The following is a 21,882-nucleotide window of genomic DNA, read 5'->3' as shown; positions in this document are numbered from 1 at the left end:
GAACTCGTAAAACAGCGCTGCCTGTGCTTCCTGCCTCGGTCCCATCATCGCCAATCCTCCTGATCAATAAGAGAATTGAATCAGCGATCAACCCATCAATCAAGCAGGAGTTTTTCAACAAAATAGGCGGAGTCAAGAAATTCGGGAAAACTTTTCGATTTTGACAGTGTTTTAAGAATTCCGAGACGCGAAACCGGGCTTGTTCGATCGTTGAATTGCCCTCTGAAACCTGCCAAAGATCAGCGTACAATCGCTGCCGGATGGTTGGGCAGCTTGCATAGCCAAAGGGCCTGACAATGAAGCTCGTCTTGATCGGGGATCATTCGAATACTGTAATCGCCCACCGCGCCATTGATGCCGCGATGGTGTTGGCCGGGGGGGACCTCAGCGCCGATTGGCTGCACAGCAGCCGTCTGCATGCTGTCGATCTGGCGTGTTATGACGGCGCGTGGGCTGTTCCAGCCAGCCCTTATGCCGATATGGATGCCGTGATCGACGCGATCCGATATTTTCGCGAGGCTGGCAAACCCTTTCTGGGCACTTGCGGCGGCTATCAGCATGCCCTGATCGAATATGCCCGTACTGTGTTGGGCCACCCGCAGGCCGGATTGACAGAGGTTGATCCCGATTGCCCGATGCCGTTGATTTCGGCCATGTCCTGCGCCCTGATCGAAGAAACCGATCCCGTATTGCCCGAACCCGGCGGGTTGATCGCGCAAACCTGCGGGGCCCAGCCATTGGATGAAACCTATCATTGCAGCTTTGGCCTGAACCCGGATCACGCGCATATTTTTGATGGCAGCCCGATGCAGGTCGCCGCCCGCGCCCCGGATGGTGCGGTCCGGGCCATGGCGTTGGCCGATCATCCGTTTTTTCTTGGCACCGCGTTTCAGCCCGAACGTGCTGCCCTTGCGGGCGAACGCCACCCGATCATTCGCGCCTTTGTCAGCGCCATTCAAACGGGATCGCGGGGCCACCAACGGTGACAGTGGTATCGCCGCCAGCATTCCAGTTGAACAGCACGACGTGCCAGCGGCCGGGATACGACCGCGCGGTATAAATCATGCCGTCTGCGCCACAATCGCGCACGGAATCTGAGACCTGCCAACAGGTCGCCCGTTCCCCCCGCCCGTGTTGTTCTGCCCATGGGACATTTGCCATCTCCTCTGACACGCCCAGCGCTTTGCAATGGTCGGGGTCGCGCAGATCAATGATCTTGTTCGATTTGATCCACAAAGGCACCGTGACACGCGCGGGGTCATCATCCCGCAAATAGGCATCCACAGCCATCGCCGCCCAATCGCGTGTGGGTGAAGCATAAAATGCCGCCTGTCCATCGTGGTGATAGCGGCCAAAGGGCGACCGCGCCCCGTCCAGCACCTGATCTTCATGATCGGCAAAAACGATCCGATAAAACCGTGCGTCAATGCTGTGAAATTTCACTAATCCCACCACGGCCCGTGATGCGCGCCCTCGGCATCCACACGTTCGAAGCTATGCGCGCCAAAAAAATCCCGCTGCGCCTGGATCAGATCGGTCGTGCCACGGGCCTGGCGCATTGTATCGTACCAGGCCAGCGTCGCTGACATGGCGGGCATCGGCAGGCCGGCGGCAATCGCGGCCCCCAGCACCCGGCGCATGGCATCGGTTCCGGATTTCAACACGTCCGCAAAGCGCGGCGACAACCACAGCCGGCCATGGGGCAGCCCTTCGCGATAAGCATCGGATATATCATCCAACAGCGCCGATCGGATGATACATCCCGCACGCCAGATTGCGGCCACCCTGGCCATGTCGATATCCCAGCCATATTCATCGGATGCGGCCTGCATCACCTCAAACCCTTGGGCATGGGACAGGATGCGCCCGGCCAGAAGTGCGGCCTCCAGATCATCGTCAGGCACATCCACCGCACCGGTGCCGCCCAGCGCCTTGGACCCGGCCGCTCGCGCTTCGATTTGTGAGGACCAGCTGCGCCCGCCGACTGCGGCCTCAATCGATGATGCCGACTGCCCCAATGACAAGGCCTCGATCACCGTCCAGCGCCCGGTGCCCTTCTGCCCGGCGCGGTCCAGAATGATGTCGACGACAGGTTTGCCGGTTTTGGTATCCGTGGCCGCCAGCACCTTGCCGGATATCTCCACCAAATAGGATTTCAGCGGCCCTGCATTCCAGCGGGTCATCACCGCACCGGCATCCGCAGGCGCGACCCCCATACCATCGCGCATCAACCCCCAGACCTCTGCCAAAAGCTGCATATCGGCATATTCGATCCCGTTATGCACGGTCTTGACGAAATGCCCGGCCCCATCCGGCCCGACATGGGCGGCGCAGGGCGCGCCCTCGAACTTCGCGGCAATCGCTTCGATCATCTCTTTGATCGGGGCAAAGGCCGACGGATCGCCCCCGATCATCATTGATGGCCCGGTTCGCGCGCCGTATTCGCCGCCCGACACACCCATGCCGATGAAATTCAGGCCCCGTTCCGCCAACGCATCCGTCCGCCGCCGCGTATCATGAAAATTCGCATTGCCCGCATCGATGATCGTGTCGCCCTCTTGCAGCAAAGGCGCGTATTGGTCGATCACCTGATCCACAATCGGCCCCGCCGGAACCATCAGGATGATGTTTCGGGGCCGTGCCATTGCCGCCACGAAATCCGGGATAGAATTGCCGCAATTCACGATCCGATTGGCCAGCGATCCGGCCTCCGCCATGAAGGCATCGGCGACTTCGGTCTTTCGGGTGATCACGGCGATGGGAAAGCCGTTTTCCGCGATATTCAGCGCCAGCGCGCTGCCCATCGTTCCCAAGCCAACCAAACCAAAATGAACTTCAGACATCCGATTACTCCTGCGCGCATATTGCCCCAAACCTAGAGCCTCTCGTCCAAACGACAACCCCCGGCCTCGCTTTGCCGAAAATACTCCCGCCGGAGGCATGAAATCGCCGCAAAGCGGCAGATTCCTTGCGCCTTCCCCTTGCACCTTCGCCCTGCCTGTCTATAACCCACGACAATTTGCCATTAGGGGACTCGGACCATGCCAAAAAGAACCGATATCAATTCAATCATGATCATCGGCGCCGGTCCCATCATCATTGGTCAGGCCTGCGAGTTTGACTATTCCGGCGCGCAAGCCTGCAAGGCGCTGCGCGAAGAGGGCTACCGCGTCATTCTGGTCAACTCCAACCCGGCCACAATCATGACCGATCCGGGGCTGGCGGATGCCACCTATATCGAACCGATCACGCCAGAAGTCGTTGCCAAGATTATCGAAAAAGAACGCCCCGATGCGCTCCTACCCACCATGGGTGGGCAGACCGGCCTGAACACCTCGCTCGCACTCGAAGAAATGGGCGTCCTGGACAAATTTAATGTCGAGATGATCGGCGCAAAACGCGAAGCGATCGAAATGGCCGAGGATCGCAAACTGTTCCGCGAGGCCATGGATCGCCTAGGGCTGGAAAACCCCAAAGCCACCATCATCACCGCGCCCAAGAAACCAACCGGCGAGGCTGATCTCGATGCGGGCGTGCAAATGGCGCTGGACGAGCTGGAAGAGATCGGCCTGCCCGCCATCATCCGCCCAGCCTTCACCCTTGGTGGCACCGGCGGCGGCGTCGCTTATAACCGCGAGGATTACATCCATTTCTGCCGCACCGGCATGGATGCCTCCCCGGTCAATCAGATCCTCGTCGATGAAAGCCTCCTGGGCTGGAAAGAATACGAGATGGAGGTCGTCCGCGACAAAGCGGACAATGCGATCATCGTTTGTTCGATTGAGAACGTCGATCCGATGGGCGTGCATACCGGCGATAGCATCACCGTCGCCCCGGCCCTGACCCTGACCGACAAAGAATACCAGATGATGCGTTCCGCCTCGATTGCGGTCTTGCGCGAAATCGGGGTTGAAACAGGCGGATCCAACGTTCAATGGGCAGTGAACCCCGACGACGGCCGCATGGTCGTGATCGAAATGAACCCCCGCGTCAGCCGTTCCTCGGCGCTGGCGTCCAAGGCCACTGGTTTCCCGATTGCCAAAATCGCCGCGAAACTGGCCGTGGGTTACACGCTGGATGAGCTCGACAATGACATCACCAAGGTGACGCCTGCCAGTTTTGAGCCGACCATCGACTATGTCGTCACCAAAATCCCGCGCTTTGCCTTTGAAAAATTCCCAGGCTCCCAGCCCAACCTGACCACCGCGATGAAATCGGTGGGCGAGGTCATGTCCATCGGCCGCACCATCCACGAGTCGATGCAAAAGGCACTGGCCTCGATGGAAACCGGCCTCACAGGCTTTGATGAGGTCGAGATCGACGGCGCCCCTGACAAGGCTGCCGTTATTCGTGCGATCAGCAAACAGACCCCAGACCGTCTGCGCACCATCGCCCAGGCCATGCGCGAGGGGCTAACCGATGACGAAATTCAGGCCGCCACTGCATTCGACCCGTGGTTCCTGGCCCGTATCCGTGAAATCATCGATGCAGAGGCCAATATAATCGCCAACGGCCTGCCCGAGGATGAAAAAGGCCTGCGCAATCTGAAAATGATGGGCTTCACAGATGCCCGCTTGGCCAAACTTGGTGATCATTCCGAGGGCTACGTTCGCGCCAAGCGTCACGCACTGGGCGTGAACGCGGTGTTCAAACGCATCGACACTTGCGCTGCCGAATTCGAGGCACAGACGCCTTACATGTATTCCACCTATGAATCCCCAATGATGGGAGAAGTCGAATGCGAGGCACGCCCATCAGACCGGAAAAAAGTCGTCATTCTGGGCGGAGGCCCCAACCGGATCGGACAGGGGATCGAATTTGACTATTGCTGCTGTCACGCTTGTTACGCGCTGACCGATGTTGGTTACGAAACCATCATGATCAACTGTAACCCGGAAACGGTGTCGACCGACTATGACACGTCAGACCGCCTGTATTTCGAACCCCTGACCGAAGAACACGTTCTGGAAATTCTGCGCAAAGAACAGGAAAACGGCACGCTTCACGGCGTGATCGTCCAGTTCGGCGGCCAGACCCCGCTGAAACTCGCCAATGTGCTGGAAGCTGAAGGCATCCCGATCCTGGGCACCACCCCCGACGCGATTGATCTGGCCGAAGACCGCGAACGCTTTCAGGCCTTGGTCAACAAGCTGGCGCTGAAACAGCCGAAAAACGGCCTCGCCTCGACAGAGGATCAGGCCATCGCCATCGCCGAAGAGATCGGCTTCCCGCTGGTCATTCGCCCGTCTTATGTTCTGGGTGGCCGGGCCATGGAAATCGTGCGCGATATGGGCCACCTGAAACGTTATATCAAAGAGGCGGTTGTGGTTTCCGGCGACAGCCCGGTTTTGTTGGATGGCTACCTCTCTGGTGCAACAGAGGTCGATGTTGATGCCCTTTGTGATGGCAAAGACGTCCACGTCGCCGGCATCATGCAGCATATCGAAGAGGCCGGTGTGCATTCCGGCGATAGCGCCTGCTCCCTGCCGCCCCATACCCTGTCTGCCGGGATCATTGCAGAACTGAAACGCCAATCCGTGGCACTGGCGCTGGAACTGGGTGTTGTCGGCCTGATGAACGTGCAGTTCGCCGTGAAAGACGACGATATCTACCTGATCGAGGTCAACCCGCGCGCCTCCCGCACCGTGCCGTTTGTCGCGAAATCCACCGACAGCGCCATTGCCTCCATCGCGGCCCGCGTCATGGCTGGCGAACCCTTGTCCAATTTCCCACTGCGTCCGCCCTATCCCGCCGACGCCGCCAAGGGTGAGCCCGAACCCATGGGCGACCCGATGCGTCTGGCCGACCCTGATCAAATGCCATGGTACAGCGTGAAAGAGGCGGTGATGCCCTTTGCCCGCTTCCCCGGTGTCGACACCATCCTGGGCCCCGAAATGCGCTCCACCGGAGAGGTCATGGGTTGGGACCGCTCCTTCCCCCGTGCCTTCCTCAAGGCGCAGATGGGCGCAGGTATGATCCTGCCGACCTCGGGCAAGGCGTTTATTTCGATCAAGGACATGGACAAGACCCCAATGATGGTCGAGGCCGCACAAATTCTGATCGATCTGGGCCTGACCATCGTGGCAACCGGCGGCACCGCAACCTTCATGCAGGAAAACGGGATCGAATGCGCCCGCGTGAACAAAGTTTACGAGGGCCGACCAAACGTTGTTGATTTGTTGAAAAACGGCGAAGTGTCGATTGTCATGAACTCGACAGAGGGCACCCAGGCGGTTGAGGACAGCCGTGAAATTCGCGCCGTCGCACTTTACGACAAGATCCCCTATTTCACCACCGCCGCCGCCAGCCACGCCGCCGCTCTGGCGATGCGAGCGCAGACAGAGGATGAGATCGGGGTCCGCAGCCTGCAAGGCTGACCCGCCCCGACATCCTCACACCCCTGTGTCTGGACAAACTGTGCCTGACGGGCTAGCCCGGTCAGAGTTTATTACCTGTAAATCGGGACCGTTATGATCCGTACGCTTTTCTATCCGCTGCTCTTGCTCTGGGCGCTGGCTCTGACAGCCTGCTCCGCCCCGCCCCCGGAAACCGGCATGTCAGAGGCACAGAACATCGCCGATCTGACGCAAAGCATCCGCGCTCTAGGCGATCATGTTGACCCGGCAGAGGCCGCCCGCGCCGCCGCCATCGCCTATCGATACACCAGCCAACTGGCCATCGAGTACGAAATCACCGATCCGCCGCTCATCCACAACGCCAAAGTTAATGCTGGCATCAAACCCCGCGGCCTGTGCTGGCACTGGGCCGAAGACATGCAAAACCGCCTGAATGCCGAAGCGTTTGAAACCCTGGACATTCACCGCGCCATCGCCAATGCCGACAATCCATTCCTGATTGACCATTCCACCGCCCTGATCAGTGCAAAGGGCGACACGATGTATGAGGCGATCGTGCTCGATCCCTGGCGCTTTGGCGGCATCCTCTTCTGGTCCCCGATCGCCCAGGATGACCGCTACGAATGGCACCCACAGGCCGATGTTCTGAACAAACGCCGCCAGCAAAACGACCTGCGCGCCCGGCGGACGGGGGCCACAGGCTAAACACTTGCTCAATTCTTCATCTTAGGACAACGGCGCCTTCAGGTGGCAAGAACCGATCACAAATTGCTCACTCACTTGTGTAATTCGCCAGCCTTCAAGCGTGTTAGCGTCACTCCACGAGCAGTCCCGAGGGGAAAGGGGATTTCCCCGCCAAAAAAGGGACACCAAAATGAAACTCACACATATTACAACATTATCGCTCGTCGCTGTAATGACCGCGACCGCGCCTGCCTTGGCAGTTCTCAACACTCCGGCAAACGGAAGAACTGTGTTTTCCGGAAATGACAATCCAGCACCAGGCGGCGCACATCCCAGCGACCCCAAAAACGGCAAACGATCTGAGCAGGGTGATGAGAGCTCTGGCGGTAATCAGGGTGCCTGGGAAGCGCATAAAAAGTCGGATGCGATTGGTGGTGCAACGGGCCCGTCCGACGACTAAAAAACCTGTATTAGTCCTCACCCACCCTGCTGCTCCTCCAGTAGTCGGCGATTGTCATCGGCATCATCATCCGTGATCCGCTGACTGCGCACACCCGGCTTGGCCCCAAAATGCGCCATGGCGTGTCTGGGATACCAGGTTTGCGGTGTATCCTCGAACCCCGGGGTTTGCGCCAATATGGCGGTGATCGCCTTGGTGCATTGCGCCTTGGGCACCGCACCGTAGCCTTCCACCAGTTGCATCACATGCGCGGCCACCTCGGGGCTGACCGGGACGGTCTGGATCACCGTGTCGAAACTGGCCCGGGTGTGATAGTCCAGATAGAACGCCTCCACCCTTGGTGTAAAACCATAATGCACGTCATTGCGTTCGGGGATTTGCGGGTGCCACCAGGTGCCGGCCGGGTCAAAGATCACCCGCTGGCGGCCATTGATCATCAGCGCCGCGTGGGACCCAAGCCCGCTTTTGTTATTCACGACCGTCATCAGGCTGATCGAGGGTGGCGCCGGGTGGCGATAGGTTGCCTGGGCCACCTCATCATCCGGTGCCCATCGCGGTTGGGCGGTGTTGGCACACGCTGCCAACAACAAAGACAGGCCCATCAAACCGATGGCCTGCCTGAACACATGTGTCTGAAAAATTCGGCGGATCAAATCAGCCGTTGAAAATCGCCAAAAACACCAGAACCGCGATCGATACGATCGCCACGCGGGTGCTTACCTTGATAAACCCGGAAAAGGTTTTTTCCTGGACCGAAACGTCCATGCTGCCATGCTCATGCTCTGCCATCAGAACGGGCTCCTTCAATTCGTGTTGGCGGTGATGTAGCTGAAAACTTTTCCGCTGTCACCACCCCCAATGTCATTCCTGTTCCAGATCTTGCGCCAGGCGAAAGCCGATACGGGTGGGTTCGGCCTGCTCCGCCCGCTTGGGCAGGGCCCGCAACATCACATTCAATTGGCTGACATGCTGGATCAGTTGGGTTTTCGCCCCACTATCATCGCTGCCGTAATAGGTGATGATGTCCGGGTCGAAAAATCCCAATCCCTCGATCCGAATAACACCCGTATCGCCGCCGGCAAATCCCATCGCGACTTCATGTTCATTGTCCAGCTGTTTTTCAAAGTTCTGGATATAGAGGATGATCCGCTCATAGGCCCATTGCGCCGGGCTTTTACTCTCCACCGGCACCTGACTGACGGCTTCGGGCAATTGGGCATCATCGCGGCTGATACTGCCATCGTCGTTGCAGCGCACCGTATGGGCGCGCGGCATGGCGGTTGCTTCCATCGCCTCTGCCGAGGTCATGATTTCATCTGCCATCCGCGTCCTCCTTGCGTTGCCACAACCAGGCCCCGTCGTTCCGACGTGTTCGGCTAACCTGACCGGCCTGATACAGATGTGAAACGTGGGCCATCGCCTCGACCAAGGCAAGCCCGTATTCCCCGCCGCTGATCTCTCGCTTGAAAAGCGGCAGGAAACATTCCCCGGCCGTCTTTGGCACCTCCAGATGCACCAACAACCGACGAAGCGCGCCGTGATGATTGTCGATCAACTGCCGCATCCGCAGCGGCAAGCCCTGAAACGGTAACTTATGACCCGGCAGAACAAGGTGATCTGCGCGCGCCAGTCCGGCCAGACGATCGCAAGCCTCCAGCCAATCGGCCACAGGGTCAGCTCCGGGTTCGGTCACATAAACCCCGATATTGGGGGAGATCGAGGCGATGATCTGATCGCCAGAGATCACCAGATTGTCATCGCGCGACCACAGGGTCAGATGCTCTGGCGCGTGGCCGTTGCCAATATGCACGTCCCAGTCGCGCCCGCCACAACGAATCACCTGATCCTGTTTGATCCGGGTATAGCCCAGCGGCAGTGGCGCGACGCAATCGGCAAAGTTAAAGGGCCGTTCCCCCGCCCGCTGCGCCAGTATTTCTGCGTCCATCCCGCAAGACTGCCAGAATGCCAGCGTTTCTGCCGGTGGGCGGTCCTGTTCATCCAGTCGCAGCATCCGCGCCATCAGCCAGGCGGTGCGCGTTGTCCACAGCTCCGCCCCGTGTTCTGCCATGAACCAGCCCGCCACCCCGATATGATCGGGGTGATGGTGGGTGACAATCACCCGTCGGATTGGCCGCCCGCCCAAGGGCCCTGCCATCAGCCGCTCCCAAATCGCCCGGGTTCGGCGGCTGTCAAAGCCGGTATCGATCAGCGTCCAGCCATCCCCATCATCCAGCGCATAAACATTGACATGGTTCAGCGCCATCGGCAGCGGCAGGCGCATCCACAGCACGCCGGGGGCAACCTGGGTCGCCTCCCCCTCTGCCGGTGGGGTCTCATACGGGTAAATCAGTCGGGCTGTCTTTGCATCCATGGCGTGTCTTTATCCGGTCACGCAGCTTGCGCGCAACCCGCCCTTTCTTTTTGGCACAAGTACGCCCGCCGGAGGCATCCTAGCCTTCCAGATCCGCAACGCTGACAGCATAGAGCTCCCCGGCCCCTGTGCGCGCATGATCCAGCAATCCCCGGCATTCCGGCAACAGCCGCCGGATATAGAACCGGGCCAACCGGGTGCGCGGCCCATCTCCGCCCTCGGCCATCGCCGCCCGTAAATGCGCCTGCGCCCCCAGAACCCGGGCAAAGGCCCGCAGATAAGGCACCGCACCCGCGAACCGGTCGTTCATGTCGTCCTGTTCCAGCAACCATTCGGTCGCCTCGCGCAGGCTTTCGGCGGCCGACCACAGCGCCGCACTCATGTTAGGGAACAGCGCACGTTCCGCCTCGGCGTCGGCCTCAATCTCATCGAGCAACCGGAAAGCGGCATCACCCCCATCCATCAGCTTGCGCCCCACCAGATCCATGGCTTGGATGCCGTTGGTGCCCTCGTAAATCGCCGTGACCCGCACATCGCGGGCAAACTGGGCGGCGCCGGTTTCCTCTATATATCCCATACCGCCATGCACCTGCATCGCGACAGAGCTGACCTCAACTCCCGTATCGGTGCCAAAAGCCTTGGCAATCGGGGTCAAAAACGCCGCCCGCGCCTGCCAGTTCGCATCCCCCGTTGCGCGCGCCATATCAATCGCCACCGCACAAGACAGCGCAATCGCCCGGGCCGCAAAAATCTCTGCCTTCATCGTTGCCAGCATCCGGCGCACATCGGCATGATCCGCGATTGTTCCACTGCCGCCCTCAACCGGGCTACGACCTTGCCGTCGGTCCAGCGCATAGGCCAGCGCCCGCTGATAGGCACCTTCGGCGGCCCCAATGCCCTGACCGCCCACACCCAGACGGGCATTGTTCATCATCGTGAACATTGCCCGCATCCCCTGATGCGGCGCGCCAATCAACCAGCCCGTTGCGCCGGCATAATCCATCACAGCAGTGGGGGAGCCATGCAGCCCCAGCTTATGTTCCAGCGACACAACGCTCAGCGCGTTCCGTTTCCCCGGATTGCCATCCGCATCCGGCAGGAATTTCGGCACCAGAAACAGGCTGATCCCCTTGGTCCCCGACGCCCCATCGGGCAGCCGCGCCAGCACCAGATGGCAGACATTGGCGGTAAAATCGTTGTCTCCCCAACTGATGAAAATCTTTTGCCCGGTAATGGCATAGGTTCCATCACCATTATCCTCGGCCTTGGTGCGCAACGCCCCCACATCTGAACCGGCCTGCGCCTCTGTCAGGTTCATTGTCCCGGACCATTCACCGGACATCAGCTTGGGCAGATACAGCGCCTTGATCGCATCGCTCGCGTGATGTTCCAAAGCCTCAATCTGGCCCTGGGTCATCAACGGATTCAATTGCAGGGACAGGCAGGCCCCGGCCATCATCTCGTTCACACTGGAACTCACCGCCATCGGCAATCCCATGCCGCCATAGGCCGGGTCTCCAGCCATCCCGACCCAGCCGCCTTCGGCAATCGCATGGTAGCCGTCACCAAATCCCGGTGACGTCCTCACCACCCCGTTGTCCAATTGGGCCGGATGCAAATCGCCGGGGCGTTGCAGTGGGGCCAACACCTCATCGCACAGCCTTGCCGCCTCGGTCAGGATTGCCTCCACCAGGTCGTGATCGGTTTCTGCAAAACACCCTGTGGCCAACACATCACCCAGCCCCACAACCTGATCCAGCAAAAACTGATACTCGCCAACCGGCGCGCGATAAGTCATTGTCTTCCCTTCCCAATGCGACCTGACTATGATGCCAGCAACCCCTGACAGGGGCTCTAATACAGGTTATCCCCTGTCGACAAGACCGCAACCAGAACGCAGCGTAACAGCATATTCATGTCCAACGACGACCTACATACCAAGGTGCTGTCCACCTCGCCCGCCGATATTGAATTTGCGGCCGGACTCTTAAGGGATGGCAAGCTCGTCGCCTTCCCGACGGAAACGGTCTATGGGCTGGGCGCTGATGCCTGTTCGGGCAGTGCCGTGGCCAAGATTTATCAGGCCAAGGGCAGGCCCAGCTTCAATCCGCTGATCGCCCATGTCCCCAACCTGTCGGTTGCGCGTGCCTTTGCTCATTTCTGCGACGATGCGCTTCGTCTGGCCACAGCGTTTTGGCCCGGCCCGCTGACACTGGTACTGCCAGTAAAACCAGGCACCGCCCTGTCGCCACTGGCCAGCGCCGGGCATGACACGATCGGCATTCGGGTGCCGGAACATCCCGTGGCCCATGACCTTCTGGCGGCCTTTGGTGGCCCGGTCGCCGCCCCGTCGGCCAACCCATCCGGCCGGATCAGCCCCACCACCGCCAATCACGTGCTGGCCGGATTGCACGGAAAAATCGACGCCGTGGTCGATGGTGGCCCGTGCGAGGTCGGTCTTGAATCCACCATCATCGGGTTTGAGTTCGGCCCCGCCCTTCTGCGCCCCGGCGGCCTGCCGGTGGAAGAGGTCGAGGCCTGCCTGGGTCAAAAATTGATCGCACGACAGGCCCCCGTCAATGACACCAACCCCAACGCACCGGGGCAGCTGACATCGCATTACGCCCCCAACGCGCCCGTGCGCCTGAACGCCACACAAAAGCTACCGGGCGAACATCTGTTGGGTTTTGGCCGGGTCGAAGGGGCGGATCTGAACCTTTCGCCCTCTGGCGATCTGGTCGAGGCTGCCGCCAACCTTTTCGTCGACCTGCACCGGCTGGACAAATGGGGTGCGAGCTCTATCGCGGTATCCCCGATCCCCGAAAAGGGGCTGGGCCGCGCCATCAATGATCGCCTGCGCCGCGCCGCGGCCCCACGCTGATCACTGCACGATCATGTAAACCTTGCGCAGCGTCTCGGTGATTTCCCAGATCAGCGGCGTGCCCTTGGCGATAAAGAAACTATCGCCCGGCGACATCACCTCGACCCACCCATCCGCATCGGTCAGGGTCAGTGATCCGGATATCACCGTCATAAACTCATCCACCGGATAGGCGTCAATCACCTCCCGGCAGGGCGCGCATTCCCAAACACCCGCCAAAATCGACTCGTCGGCAGAGCTGTAATGCGAATAGATCAATTCTGTCTTGTCACTGGTGGTAAAGGCATCTGGGGCCGTCAGATCAGATTTCTGCATCTCTGACGGAAACGGGTTCACTTTGAAACCGGGCTGCGACATGTCTGGGCTCCTGTGCTTGGCTCAAGCCTATTCTACAGGCAAAGCCGCACCCGGTCTTCTGGAAAACTGATGACCTGTGCCAATCTGCGCTATATTCTGATTGGATATAGGAGGGATTCAGCTATGTTCATCAACACGATTTCCGAGGAAGAGGCCACCGGCAACACCGCCCGCCTTTATGATGCAACCCGTGAAAGCGATGGCTTTGTCCCCAACTTCGTCAAGGCCTTCGGCCATAATCCGAAAGTCCTGATCAAATGGGGGGAGCTTCTGGACACCATCCGCGATCATCAGGACCTGCGTCGATACGAACTTGCCACGCTGGGCGCCGCCCGCGCCATGCGCCATAGCTATTGCATGCTGGCCCACTCCACCAACCTGTTAAAGGCGGGCATGCCCCCTGAGACACTCAAACAGATCGGCAAGACCGGCGATGCCAACGAACTGACAGATCAGGAACGCCTGATCATGGCCTATACCGCGAAAATCGCCACCGACGCCGGATCAGTCACACAACAGGACATTGACGATCTGCGCGCCACCGGGCTGAGTGATGCCGAAATTTTCGATATTGCCGCCACCGCTTGCGTGCGTTGTTTCATTTCAAAACTCACAGATGCCATGGGCGCCCGGCCCGACAGTCATTATCTGTCAGATATGGATCAAGAATTGCACGAAGCCCTGGCGATAGGCCGCCCGATCGAAGCGGCCTAAACCCCTTCCTTTCGCCCCAAATACCTCGGGGTGAATTGGTCCGCAGGATCAAGAGGGGCAGCGCCCCTCATCCCGCGCGAAGTGCCAGAAAGAATGCGGCACCTCCGCACCGCTGGATCACCGGCCTGCGTAAATCCCGACAACCTTGGCCACGGCATCCTCGGGCGACAGTTCCACGCTTTCACCGCTCCGGCGGCTGGTCAGTTCCACAACACCGTTTTTCAACCCGCGCGGCCCGACGGTGATCCGCCAGGGCAGACCGATCAGATCCATCGTCGCAAACTTGCCGCCAGCGCGTTCATTGCGGTCATCATACAAAGGTTCCAACCCAGCGTTCGACAGCGCGGTATAAAGGCCTTCACAGGCTGCGTCTGCTTCCGCATCGCCTTGCTTCAGATTGACGATCCCGCAATGGAACGGCGTCACGCCCTCGGGCCAGATGATGCCCTTGTCGTCATGGCTGGCCTCGATGATGGCACCGACCAGACGGCTGACGCCAATCCCGTGCGACCCCATATGCACCGGCACCTGCTCCTGCTTGTCGTTGACCACCGTCGCACCCATCGCATCGGAATATTTGGTCCCGAAATAGAAAATCTGTCCAACCTCGATCCCGCGCGCCACGCGGCGGCGCTCCTCGGGTACCTCATTGAACTTCGCCTCATCATGGGTCTCATCCGTGCGGGCATAGCGCGATGTGAACTCCTCCAGCACCGCCTGACACTGATCGACAGAGCTATAATCGATCTCCCGATCACCAAACTTCAGATCGGTGATGGCGCTGTCATAGAATACCTCAGACTCACCCGTCTCCGCCAGCACCAGAAACTCATGCGTATCGTCCCCACCAATCGGGCCTGAATCCGCCCGCATCGGGATCGCCTGCAGACCCATACGTTCATATGTCCGCAGATAGCTGACCAGATGGCGGTTATAGGCGTGCAGCGCGTCCTCTTTGGTCAGATCGAAATTATAGCCGTCCTTCATATAGAACTCGCGCCCGCGCATCACCCCGAACCGAGGCCGCCGTTCATCGCGGAACTTCCACTGGATCTGATACATGGTCAGCGGCAGATCTTTATAGCTGTTCACATGCGAACGGAAGATATCGGTGATCAGCTCCTCTGCCGTCGGCGTAAACAGCATGTCACGCCCATGTCGGTCCTGCATGCGCAGCATTTCCTCGCCATAATCATCATAGCGGCCGGACTCACGCCACAGGTCCGCCGATTGCATGGTCGGCATCAGCATCGGATGATGACCCGCGCGCTGCTGTTCCTCGTGCACGATATCTTCGATCTTGCGCAACACTTTGAAGCCCATGGGCAGCCAAGAATAAATACCGGCCGAGGCCTGCTTGATCATCCCGGCCCGCAACATCAACCGATGGCTGACAATCTGCGCCTCCGCAGGAGTTTCTTTCAGAACAGGCAGGAAATAACGGCTCAGGCGCATGGCGGCTCTCTCAGAGAAATTCAGTCAAAAACCGTCTAGGCGATTGGGGGCATGGGGGCAAGGGTGGGCGATATGCATATACCCCGTAGGGTGGGCATTCTGCCCACCATCACCCCTCCCCCCGTGCCGCCCGCTTCTCCGCCCGCATCCGCACAACCGCCCCAATATCAAAAAACGGCCGCGGCGGGATCATTGCCGGTTTGATCAGATTCAACGCGTCGGACAGCAGATCAGACCCCTCCCCCATCGCCAGATCGGCAATCAGCCGCCCCATGATTGTGCCCCGCGCGATGCCGGACCCGTTATAACCCCCGCACAGATACAGCCCCGGATGGACCTCCTCAAACACCGGTTTGGCGTTGCGGCTGGTGCCCACGGTGCCCGACCAAGTAAACTCCAACGCCTCTGCCCCCAAAAACGGAAAGCGTTTTTGCAAGCCCTCTACATGCCGATTGCGCCGCTCCGCCAGCATCCCTGCAGAAATCCCCCCGGGGCGATATTCCACCGTGTTGCGCATCAATACCCGCCGGTCCTGTGTCAGGCGCAACGTCGCCCCCAGCCGCCGGGGCGATAGGATACCCCATGTTGGCGCAAGACCGATCTGATCCTCTTCCTCTGCGGTCAAGGGCCGGGTCAGGCTGCCGGTCAGGGCCAGCGGAAAGATTTGCAATCGCTTCAATCCCAACCGCGCGAAAAACGCATTCACGGCGACGATCACCTTGGGCGCGCGCAGAGTGCCGCCGGACATCTCCACCCGCCAGTCACCGCCATCGCGGCTGATTTTGCGAACCGGCGATTGCTCATAACATTCGACGCTCTCCGGCAGGCTCGCCGCCAACCCAACCGCCAACATTGCCGGTTGCAGCAACGCGCCACCCCGCGATTCCACACCCAATCCGTAAAAGGACGTTCCCAACCGTTTTGCCAGCACATCGCCCTCGATCAGTCGCGCGTCCACGCCCAGATCATGGAACTTCGCCACATGATCGCGTAGCTTGTCGAAATTCGCCGGGTTATGGGCGGCGTGGATTGATCCTGTATCCTCCCACTGGCAATCAATCCGGTATTCATCGACCAACCGGCGCAGCTCTGCCACACCCGCATGATCAATCCGGTTCATCACCATGTAATCCGCGAGCCCCTGCGCGGTGTGCAAGAGCGCCCGACCGGGGCTTTCATTGGCAACGGCAAAGCCTGAATTGCGCGCGCTCGCCCCACCGGCGATCCGCTTGCCCTCGATCAACACAATCCGCGCGCCCGGTTTCTGAACGGCCAACTGCCGGGATGCCGCCAATCCGGTCAAGCCGCCACCGATCACCACATAATTGGCCCGCTGATCCCCCTGCCACCATGGGCGCGGTGGCAGATCAGGCGCCAACGCACTCCATCCACAAATATCCGTCACGGTCATGTCTGACCCCTCAACATGAAAATGCCCCCGCAGATGATCCGCAGAGGCAATGGTTACACCGACGCAATACCGACGCGTTACCGCATCGGGTTTTGGCCCTACAGGGCAGCGCGGTAAAGCGCCTCCAGATTGGTCTCATTCAGTTCAATCGGGTTGCCACCGCAGCTCGGATCGATCACGGCCCCCTTCACCAGCTCGGGGATGACATCCTCCGTCACGCCCAGATCGGACAGGCGGCGCGGGATACCAAGGGAGTCGTTAAGCTCCTGAACAAAATTGCAAAATCCGGCAAAACCACCGTCAATGCCCAGATAGGCGGCGACTTGGTCAAAACGGTCCGATATCGCTGGTGCGTTGAACTCCAACACCGCAGGCATACAGACCGCGTTGGTGGTGCCGTGATGGGTGTTGAAATGCGCGCCGACCGGGTGGCTCATGGCATGAATGGCGCCCAGGCCCTTTTGAAACGCCGTCGCCCCCATCGCCGCCGCCGACATCATCTGCGCCCGCGCCTCGATATCCGTGCCATCGGCATAAGCGCGTGGCAGATAGTCCTTTACCAACCGCATCCCCTCCAGCGCGATGCCCTGGCTCATCGGGTGATAATGCGGGCTGGAATAGGCCTCCACACAATGGGCAAAGGCATCCAAACCTGTCCCCGCAGTGATAAACTTCGGCATGCCCACGGTCAGTTCCGGGTCACAAATCACGACGGTCGGCAACACTTTGGGGTGGAAGATGATCTTCTTCACATGGGTTTCAGAGTTGGTAATGACAGAGGCGCGCCCGACCTCCGATCCGGTGCCCGCCGTGGTTGGCACAGCAATGATTGGCGCAATCGCATCGGCATCGGCGCGCGTCCACCAATCGCCGATATCCTCAAAATCCCAGACAGGCCGTGTTTGCCCGGCCATAAAGGCGACCATTTTGCCAAGGTCCAGACCTGATCCACCGCCAAATGCAATCACCCCGTCATGACCCCCGGCCTTATATACAGCAACTCCCGCCTCCAGATTCATCTCGTTGGGGTTCGGATCGACCTCGCTAAACAGCCCCCGACCCAGACCGGCGGCCTCCATGATATCCAGCGTCGATTGCGTGACCGGCAGGTTCGCGAGCCCCTTATCCGTCACCAACAAGGGCCGCTTGATGCCAGCCGCCGCACAGGCATCCGGCAGTTCCTTGATCCGGCCAGCCCCGAATTTGATCGCGGTCGGATAAGACCAGTTTCCAGTCAGGCTCATGATGTCACCTTTTTCATATGATAGGATTTCGGACGCGTCAGGTTGTGATAGCCGATCACCGACAATCCCCCGCCACGCCCGGTGTTTTTGCAGCCGGTCCAGCACAGGCCTGGATCCAGATAATCCGCCCGGTTCATGAAAACCGTGCCGGTTTCAACGGCGTCCCCGACCCGGGCAGCCCGATCCAGATCACGGGTCCACAGGCTTGCCGTCAGGCCAAATTCGCTGTCATTCATCAGGGCGATGGCCTCAACGTCCGATGCCACTTTCATGATCCCGACCACGGGGCCAAAGCTTTCATCTCGCATCACCCGCATATCGTGGGTGACATTGGTCAGGATTTGCGGGGTCAGATAGGCGCCGCCATCATCCTCGGCCATCGTCTCGATATGGGTCACTGCGCCGTCGGCCACGGCTTCTGCGATCTGGGCACGAACCTCTTGGGCAAAACGCACATTCGCCATCGGGCCGATGGTGGTGTCGGCATTCAACGGATTGCCGAGCTTATAGCCTTTCACGATCGCCACCGCCTTGGCAACGAAATCATCATACAGGCTTTCATGCACATAAATGCGTTCAATCCCGCAACAACACTGGCCCGCATTGAACATCGCCCCGTCGATCAGCGTGTCGACGGCGGCATCCAGATTAGCATCCTCCATGACATAGCCGGGGTCCTTGCCGCCCAGCTCTGTGCCCACGCCGGTAAATGTGCCCGCCGCTGCGCGCTCCATCGCCTGACCGCCGCCAACAGAGCCAGTGAAATTCACGAAATCAAAGGCATTGCCTGCAATCAGGGCATTTGTCACGTCATGGGATAGGAACACATTCTGAAACACGTCCTCCGGCACCCCTGCCGAATGGAAGGCCCGTACCATCCGTTCCCCCACCAACAGGGTCTGTGTGGCATGTTTCAACACCACCGTATTCCCTGCAATCAACGCCGGGGCAATGGTGTTGATTGCCGTCATATAGGGGTAATTCCACGGCGCCACGACAAACACGACCCCATGCGGAACGCGCTTGATATAGCGCTTGAACGTCGCGTCCTCACCCACCTCAATATCGGCCAACGTGCTTTCGGCAATCTCCGCCATATACTGTGAGCGTTCGTTAAACCCGCCAAACTCCCCGCCATAGCGCACCGGGCGCCCCATCATATGGGCCAGTTCCGGCACGATCTCGTCATTCATCGCACCCACGGCGGCCACGCCCGCCATCACCAGGTCGATACGTTCTTGCAACGGCCGCGTCGCCCATTCGGCTTGCGCCGCCCGCGCGCGCGCCGCTACCTCAAATGCTGCCTCACGCGATGAAACCTCGCGCTCGGCAAAAACCGATCCATCAATCGGTGATATACATTTCAATGTCTGGCTCATGCCAAGATCTCCATTCTTGGGCCACCCAACGGGCCCTTCCTTTCGCCAAAAATACCTCGGGGTGAATTGGCCGAAGGCCAAGAGGGGCAGCGCCCCATCGTCCCAAACCTACGACCGTTCAAATCCGCGGGCGATTTCATAATCCGTCACCACACGATCAAAATCCTCCAACTCCACTTCGGCGGCCCGGGTGTAGTGATCAATCACATCATCCCCCATCGCTGCCCGCAGCATCGCTGATCCTGCCAACGTTTGCCGCGCATCGCGAAGGTTATGTGGCATATGACTGACCGCCTCGCCCGCATAGGCATCGCCATCAAACGGATCCTGAAGCGTCAGCTTCTCCTCGATCCCCTTGATCCCGGCGGCCAGCATCGCGGCCTGCGCCAGATAGGGGTTCATATCCGCCCCCGGCACCCGGCATTCCACACGGATGGCCTTGCTTCCTTCGCCGCACAGACGGAAGGCTGCGGTGCGATTGTCCACCGACCAGACGATTTGCGTGGGTGCAAAGGTGCCCTTGGCAAAGCGTTTGTAGCTGTTCACGTAAGGTGCCATGAAATAGGTATATTCGGCCGCATATTTCAGCATCCCGGCCATATAGTGATCCATCAGTTCAGACTTGCCCAATGGCCGGTCCGGATCGAAAAACGCCGGTTTGCCATCCGCCCATAAGGATTGATGCACATGGCTGGCGGACCCCACCTTGTCATGGGACCATTTCGACATGAACGTCGCCGCGTGACCGTTCTGCCAGGCGATCTCTTTGGTGGCGTGTTTGGCAATCGTATGATGATCGGCACAGGCCAGGGCCTCTGCATATTTGATATTCAGTTCTTCCTGACCGGTCTCGGCCTCACCTTTCGACCCTTCAACCGGCACGCCCATTTCGTACAGCCCGTTGCGCAAGGGACGCATCACGTGCTCTTCCTTGGTGGTCTGCAGGATGTGATAATCCTGATTATAGGCGCTGATCGGGGTCAGATCGCGGAACTTGTCGGCCCCGATCTCGGCAAAGCTCTTCTCAAACAGGAAAAACTCCAGCTCTGTCGCCATCGTGGCGGTATATCCCATATCGGCCAAACGCGCGATCTGACGTTTCAACATCTCGCGGGGCGCGTGGGGCACAGGTTTATGTGTCGCATGATCGATGATGTCACACAGCACCATGGCGGTCGCCTCCAGCCACGGAACGGGGCGGATGGTGCTCAGGTCTGGCACCATCACATAGTCGCCATAGCCCGATTGCCAACCGGTCGAGGCAAACCCCGTGGGTGTTGCCATTTCCAGATCGGTGGCCAGCAGGTATTTGCAGCAATGGGTTTCCTTATGTCCACTGTCGACAAAGGCCGCCGCGTGATAACGCTTACCCATCAGGCGCCCCTGCATATCAACCGCGCATACCAAAACCGTATCGATTTCGCCTGATGCGACCTGTGCGCTCAGATCATCAAAACTCAGCTTGCCCGCCATCTGTTTTATCCTGTCTGTAAAAGGGTCCCGGCGCAGATCACGCTGCGCCGGGGATTGATATTAACCGTAGCGATAAGGCCGTCCAGCCTTTGCCATATCAGCGTTATACTGTTTGAAGATTTCAACAACTTTCGCCTTGGTCTCTGACTCGGCCGCGATTTCATCCCAAAACACAGTGGCGGCTTGTTCGACTTGTGCCCATTCCGCATCCGGGATCGAGGTTAGTTGCATTTTTGTACCATTCACACGCAAATTGGCTTCACCACCCCAGTACCAATACTGGCGATAGTAGTGCGACTGATCCATGCAGACCTTCAACAGGGTTTGCAAATGCTCTGGCACCTCATTCCAGCGATCCATATTGGCAAAGAAATGCCCGATCCAGGCGCCAGAAATGTTGTTGGTCAGGAAGTAGTTGGTCACATCCGCCCAGCCAACGGTATAGTCTTCGGTGATGCCTGACCAGGCCACACCGTCCAGCTCACCGGTCTGCATCGCGACCTCGATATCCTCCCATGGCAGGGTCACAGGCACCACGCCAAATTGGCTCAGGAACCGGCCCGCGGTTGGGAAGGTAAAGACGCGTTTGCCTTGCAGATCCGCCAGGCTGTTGATCGGGTCTTTGGTGGCAAAGTGGCACGGATCCCAGGATCCGGCGCTGATATGCTTGACGCCAACCTTGGCATATTCCTCTTCCCAAATCTCCTTCAGGCCATACTGTTCGAACAGAACCGGCACATCCAGTGAATAGCGAGAGCCGAACGGGAAGTACCCGCCAAACACGGTCACCTCGGTCGGTGAGGCCATAGAGTCATCATCCGACTGCACCGCGTCAATCGTGCCGCGCTGCATGGCACGGAACAGCTCCCCGGTTGGAACCAACTGATCGGCTAGGAAAAGCTCGATCTGCATTTCATCGCCAGCAATCTTGTTGAAGTTTTCAACCATTGGCTTGACCACGTGGTCAGACAAAGGTGTTCCGGCATAGGTTTGAAGCCGCCAGGTAATGGTGGATTGCGCGATGGCTGGTGCTGCCAACGGTGCAGCGACCGCGCTGACACCTGCGGTTTGTAGAAACTTACGTCTAGTTGTCATTT

At 59.3% G+C, this 21,882-nt stretch carries 20 protein-coding genes; 6 read left to right on the top strand and 14 right to left on the bottom strand.

The annotated features are described in order from the left end of the window. Positions 1-296 precede the first annotated feature (296 nt). Positions 297-986: a glutamine amidotransferase-related protein gene (locus AC2D8P_RS08250; protein WP_484701861.1), complete on the top strand. Its 690-nt coding sequence runs from the start codon at positions 297-299 to the stop codon at positions 984-986. On the opposite strand, the gene AC2D8P_RS08245 is transcribed toward AC2D8P_RS08250, so the two are convergent. Together AC2D8P_RS08245 and gndA are read right to left on the bottom strand one after the other, a co-directional pair. Beyond that, positions 946-1,443, bottom strand: a complete 498-nt coding sequence (locus AC2D8P_RS08245) for an RES family NAD+ phosphorylase (RefSeq protein ID WP_484701859.1) — start codon at positions 1,441-1,443, stop codon at positions 946-948. The genes AC2D8P_RS08250 and AC2D8P_RS08245 overlap by 41 nt on opposite strands. Beyond that, positions 1,443-2,843 (bottom strand): NADP-dependent phosphogluconate dehydrogenase, encoded by a 1,401-nt coding sequence (gndA, locus tag AC2D8P_RS08240; protein WP_484701858.1) that lies wholly within the window; start codon positions 2,841-2,843, stop codon positions 1,443-1,445. Before gndA ends, AC2D8P_RS08245 begins: the two co-directional genes overlap by 1 nt. A 198-nt stretch (positions 2,844-3,041) precedes the next feature. Here gndA and carB point away from each other — a divergent pair, with 198 nt between their 5' ends. The 3 genes from carB (at position 3,042) to AC2D8P_RS08225 (ending at position 7,500) form a co-directional block, all read left to right on the top strand. After that, entirely contained in the window at positions 3,042-6,377 is a 3,336-nt protein-coding gene (gene carB, locus AC2D8P_RS08235) for a carbamoyl-phosphate synthase large subunit (protein WP_484701856.1), read from the top strand. Between the two features lie 93 nt (positions 6,378-6,470). Then, entirely contained in the window at positions 6,471-7,061 is a 591-nt protein-coding gene (locus AC2D8P_RS08230) for a hypothetical protein (protein WP_484701854.1), read from the top strand. Between the two features lie 169 nt (positions 7,062-7,230). Continuing rightward, on the top strand, positions 7,231-7,500 hold the full coding sequence (locus tag AC2D8P_RS08225; RefSeq protein ID WP_484701853.1) for a hypothetical protein: 270 nt from the start codon (positions 7,231-7,233) through the stop codon (positions 7,498-7,500). 17 nt (positions 7,501-7,517) lie between these two features. On the opposite strand, the gene AC2D8P_RS08220 is transcribed toward AC2D8P_RS08225, so the two are convergent. From AC2D8P_RS08220 to AC2D8P_RS08200, 5 genes are all read right to left on the bottom strand, one after another. Continuing rightward, positions 7,518-8,102 (bottom strand): hypothetical protein, encoded by a 585-nt coding sequence (locus tag AC2D8P_RS08220; protein WP_484701851.1) that lies wholly within the window; start codon positions 8,100-8,102, stop codon positions 7,518-7,520. Positions 8,103-8,154: 52 nt separating this feature from the next. Continuing rightward, positions 8,155-8,289 carry an aa3-type cytochrome c oxidase subunit IV gene (locus tag AC2D8P_RS08215; RefSeq protein WP_484701849.1) on the bottom strand — a complete coding sequence of 45 codons (135 nt, stop codon included), beginning with the start codon at positions 8,287-8,289 and terminating at the stop codon, positions 8,155-8,157. A gap of 72 nt (positions 8,290-8,361) precedes the next feature. Next, positions 8,362-8,823 (bottom strand): DUF6173 family protein, encoded by a 462-nt coding sequence (locus tag AC2D8P_RS08210; protein ID WP_484701847.1) that lies wholly within the window; start codon positions 8,821-8,823, stop codon positions 8,362-8,364. Continuing rightward, a complete protein-coding gene (locus AC2D8P_RS08205; protein WP_484701845.1) occupies positions 8,813-9,871 on the bottom strand; it encodes an MBL fold metallo-hydrolase in 1,059 nt (352 codons plus the stop codon). Before AC2D8P_RS08205 ends, AC2D8P_RS08210 begins: the two co-directional genes overlap by 11 nt. Positions 9,872-9,950: 79 nt before the next feature. Then, positions 9,951-11,669, bottom strand: coding sequence for an acyl-CoA dehydrogenase family protein (locus AC2D8P_RS08200; protein ID WP_484701844.1), 1,719 nt, complete (start codon positions 11,667-11,669; stop codon positions 9,951-9,953). A 117-nt stretch (positions 11,670-11,786) separates the two neighbouring features. Here AC2D8P_RS08200 and AC2D8P_RS08195 point away from each other — a divergent pair, with 117 nt between their 5' ends. Beyond that, positions 11,787-12,752 carry an L-threonylcarbamoyladenylate synthase gene (locus tag AC2D8P_RS08195; RefSeq protein WP_484701842.1) on the top strand — a complete coding sequence of 322 codons (966 nt, stop codon included), beginning with the start codon at positions 11,787-11,789 and terminating at the stop codon, positions 12,750-12,752. Here the strand turns inward: AC2D8P_RS08195 and AC2D8P_RS08190 are convergent, their stop codons facing one another. Then, complete coding sequence (locus AC2D8P_RS08190; protein ID WP_484701840.1) at positions 12,753-13,109, bottom strand: cupin domain-containing protein; 357 nt, start codon at positions 13,107-13,109, stop codon at positions 12,753-12,755. A gap of 123 nt (positions 13,110-13,232) precedes the next feature. On the opposite strand from AC2D8P_RS08190, the gene AC2D8P_RS08185 reads away from it, so the two are divergent. Next, positions 13,233-13,823, top strand: a complete 591-nt coding sequence (locus tag AC2D8P_RS08185; protein ID WP_484701837.1) for a carboxymuconolactone decarboxylase family protein — start codon at positions 13,233-13,235, stop codon at positions 13,821-13,823. A gap of 117 nt (positions 13,824-13,940) precedes the next feature. On the opposite strand, the gene proS is transcribed toward AC2D8P_RS08185, so the two are convergent. The 6 genes from proS to AC2D8P_RS08155 form a co-directional block, all read right to left on the bottom strand. Beyond that, positions 13,941-15,278: a proline--tRNA ligase gene (gene proS, locus AC2D8P_RS08180; RefSeq protein ID WP_484701836.1), complete on the bottom strand. Its 1,338-nt coding sequence runs from the start codon at positions 15,276-15,278 to the stop codon at positions 13,941-13,943. A gap of 109 nt (positions 15,279-15,387) precedes the next feature. Next, on the bottom strand, positions 15,388-16,689 hold the full coding sequence (locus tag AC2D8P_RS08175) for an NAD(P)/FAD-dependent oxidoreductase (protein ID WP_484701834.1): 1,302 nt from the start codon (positions 16,687-16,689) through the stop codon (positions 15,388-15,390). A gap of 98 nt (positions 16,690-16,787) precedes the next feature. Beyond that, positions 16,788-17,933: an iron-containing alcohol dehydrogenase gene (locus AC2D8P_RS08170; RefSeq protein WP_484701833.1), complete on the bottom strand. Its 1,146-nt coding sequence runs from the start codon at positions 17,931-17,933 to the stop codon at positions 16,788-16,790. Further along, complete coding sequence (locus AC2D8P_RS08165; RefSeq protein ID WP_484701830.1) at positions 17,930-19,312, bottom strand: aldehyde dehydrogenase family protein; 1,383 nt, start codon at positions 19,310-19,312, stop codon at positions 17,930-17,932. Before AC2D8P_RS08165 ends, AC2D8P_RS08170 begins: the two co-directional genes overlap by 4 nt. Before the next feature lie 108 nt (positions 19,313-19,420). Continuing rightward, on the bottom strand, positions 19,421-20,785 hold the full coding sequence (locus tag AC2D8P_RS08160) for a glutamine synthetase family protein (protein ID WP_484701829.1): 1,365 nt from the start codon (positions 20,783-20,785) through the stop codon (positions 19,421-19,423). A 60-nt stretch (positions 20,786-20,845) separates the two neighbouring features. After that, positions 20,846-21,880, bottom strand: a complete 1,035-nt coding sequence (locus AC2D8P_RS08155) for a TRAP transporter substrate-binding protein (protein WP_484701827.1) — start codon at positions 21,878-21,880, stop codon at positions 20,846-20,848. Positions 21,881-21,882: the final 2 nt, after the last annotated feature.

This window comes from Roseovarius sp. YIN77 (assembly GCF_057219155.1).
This window is presented reverse-complemented; position numbering and strand designations above follow the sequence as displayed.

Bases quoted from the DNA above. Each gene is read 5' to 3' on its own strand.
- AC2D8P_RS08250 (WP_484701861.1), top strand. From the start codon at position 297: ATGAAGCTCGTCTTGATCGGGGATCATTCGAATACTGTAATCGCCCAC.
- gndA (WP_484701858.1), bottom strand. From the start codon at position 2,843: ATGTCTGAAGTTCATTTTGGTTTGGTTGGCTTGGGAACGATGGGCAGC.
- carB (WP_484701856.1), top strand. From the start codon at position 3,042: ATGCCAAAAAGAACCGATATCAATTCAATCATGATCATCGGCGCCGGT.
- AC2D8P_RS08230 (WP_484701854.1), top strand. From the start codon at position 6,471: ATGATCCGTACGCTTTTCTATCCGCTGCTCTTGCTCTGGGCGCTGGCT.
- AC2D8P_RS08225 (WP_484701853.1), top strand. From the start codon at position 7,231: ATGAAACTCACACATATTACAACATTATCGCTCGTCGCTGTAATGACC.
- AC2D8P_RS08220 (WP_484701851.1), bottom strand. From the start codon at position 8,102: ATGGGCCTGTCTTTGTTGTTGGCAGCGTGTGCCAACACCGCCCAACCG.
- AC2D8P_RS08215 (WP_484701849.1), bottom strand. From the start codon at position 8,289: ATGGCAGAGCATGAGCATGGCAGCATGGACGTTTCGGTCCAGGAAAAA.
- AC2D8P_RS08210 (WP_484701847.1), bottom strand. From the start codon at position 8,823: ATGGCAGATGAAATCATGACCTCGGCAGAGGCGATGGAAGCAACCGCC.
- AC2D8P_RS08205 (WP_484701845.1), bottom strand. From the start codon at position 9,871: ATGGATGCAAAGACAGCCCGACTGATTTACCCGTATGAGACCCCACCG.
- AC2D8P_RS08200 (WP_484701844.1), bottom strand. From the start codon at position 11,669: ATGACTTATCGCGCGCCGGTTGGCGAGTATCAGTTTTTGCTGGATCAG.
- AC2D8P_RS08195 (WP_484701842.1), top strand. From the start codon at position 11,787: ATGTCCAACGACGACCTACATACCAAGGTGCTGTCCACCTCGCCCGCC.
- AC2D8P_RS08190 (WP_484701840.1), bottom strand. From the start codon at position 13,109: ATGTCGCAGCCCGGTTTCAAAGTGAACCCGTTTCCGTCAGAGATGCAG.
- AC2D8P_RS08185 (WP_484701837.1), top strand. From the start codon at position 13,233: ATGTTCATCAACACGATTTCCGAGGAAGAGGCCACCGGCAACACCGCC.
- proS (WP_484701836.1), bottom strand. From the start codon at position 15,278: ATGCGCCTGAGCCGTTATTTCCTGCCTGTTCTGAAAGAAACTCCTGCG.
- AC2D8P_RS08175 (WP_484701834.1), bottom strand. From the start codon at position 16,689: ATGACCGTGACGGATATTTGTGGATGGAGTGCGTTGGCGCCTGATCTG.
- AC2D8P_RS08170 (WP_484701833.1), bottom strand. From the start codon at position 17,933: ATGAGCCTGACTGGAAACTGGTCTTATCCGACCGCGATCAAATTCGGG.
- AC2D8P_RS08165 (WP_484701830.1), bottom strand. From the start codon at position 19,312: ATGAGCCAGACATTGAAATGTATATCACCGATTGATGGATCGGTTTTT.
- AC2D8P_RS08160 (WP_484701829.1), bottom strand. From the start codon at position 20,785: ATGGCGGGCAAGCTGAGTTTTGATGATCTGAGCGCACAGGTCGCATCA.
- AC2D8P_RS08155 (WP_484701827.1), bottom strand. From the start codon at position 21,880: ATGACAACTAGACGTAAGTTTCTACAAACCGCAGGTGTCAGCGCGGTC.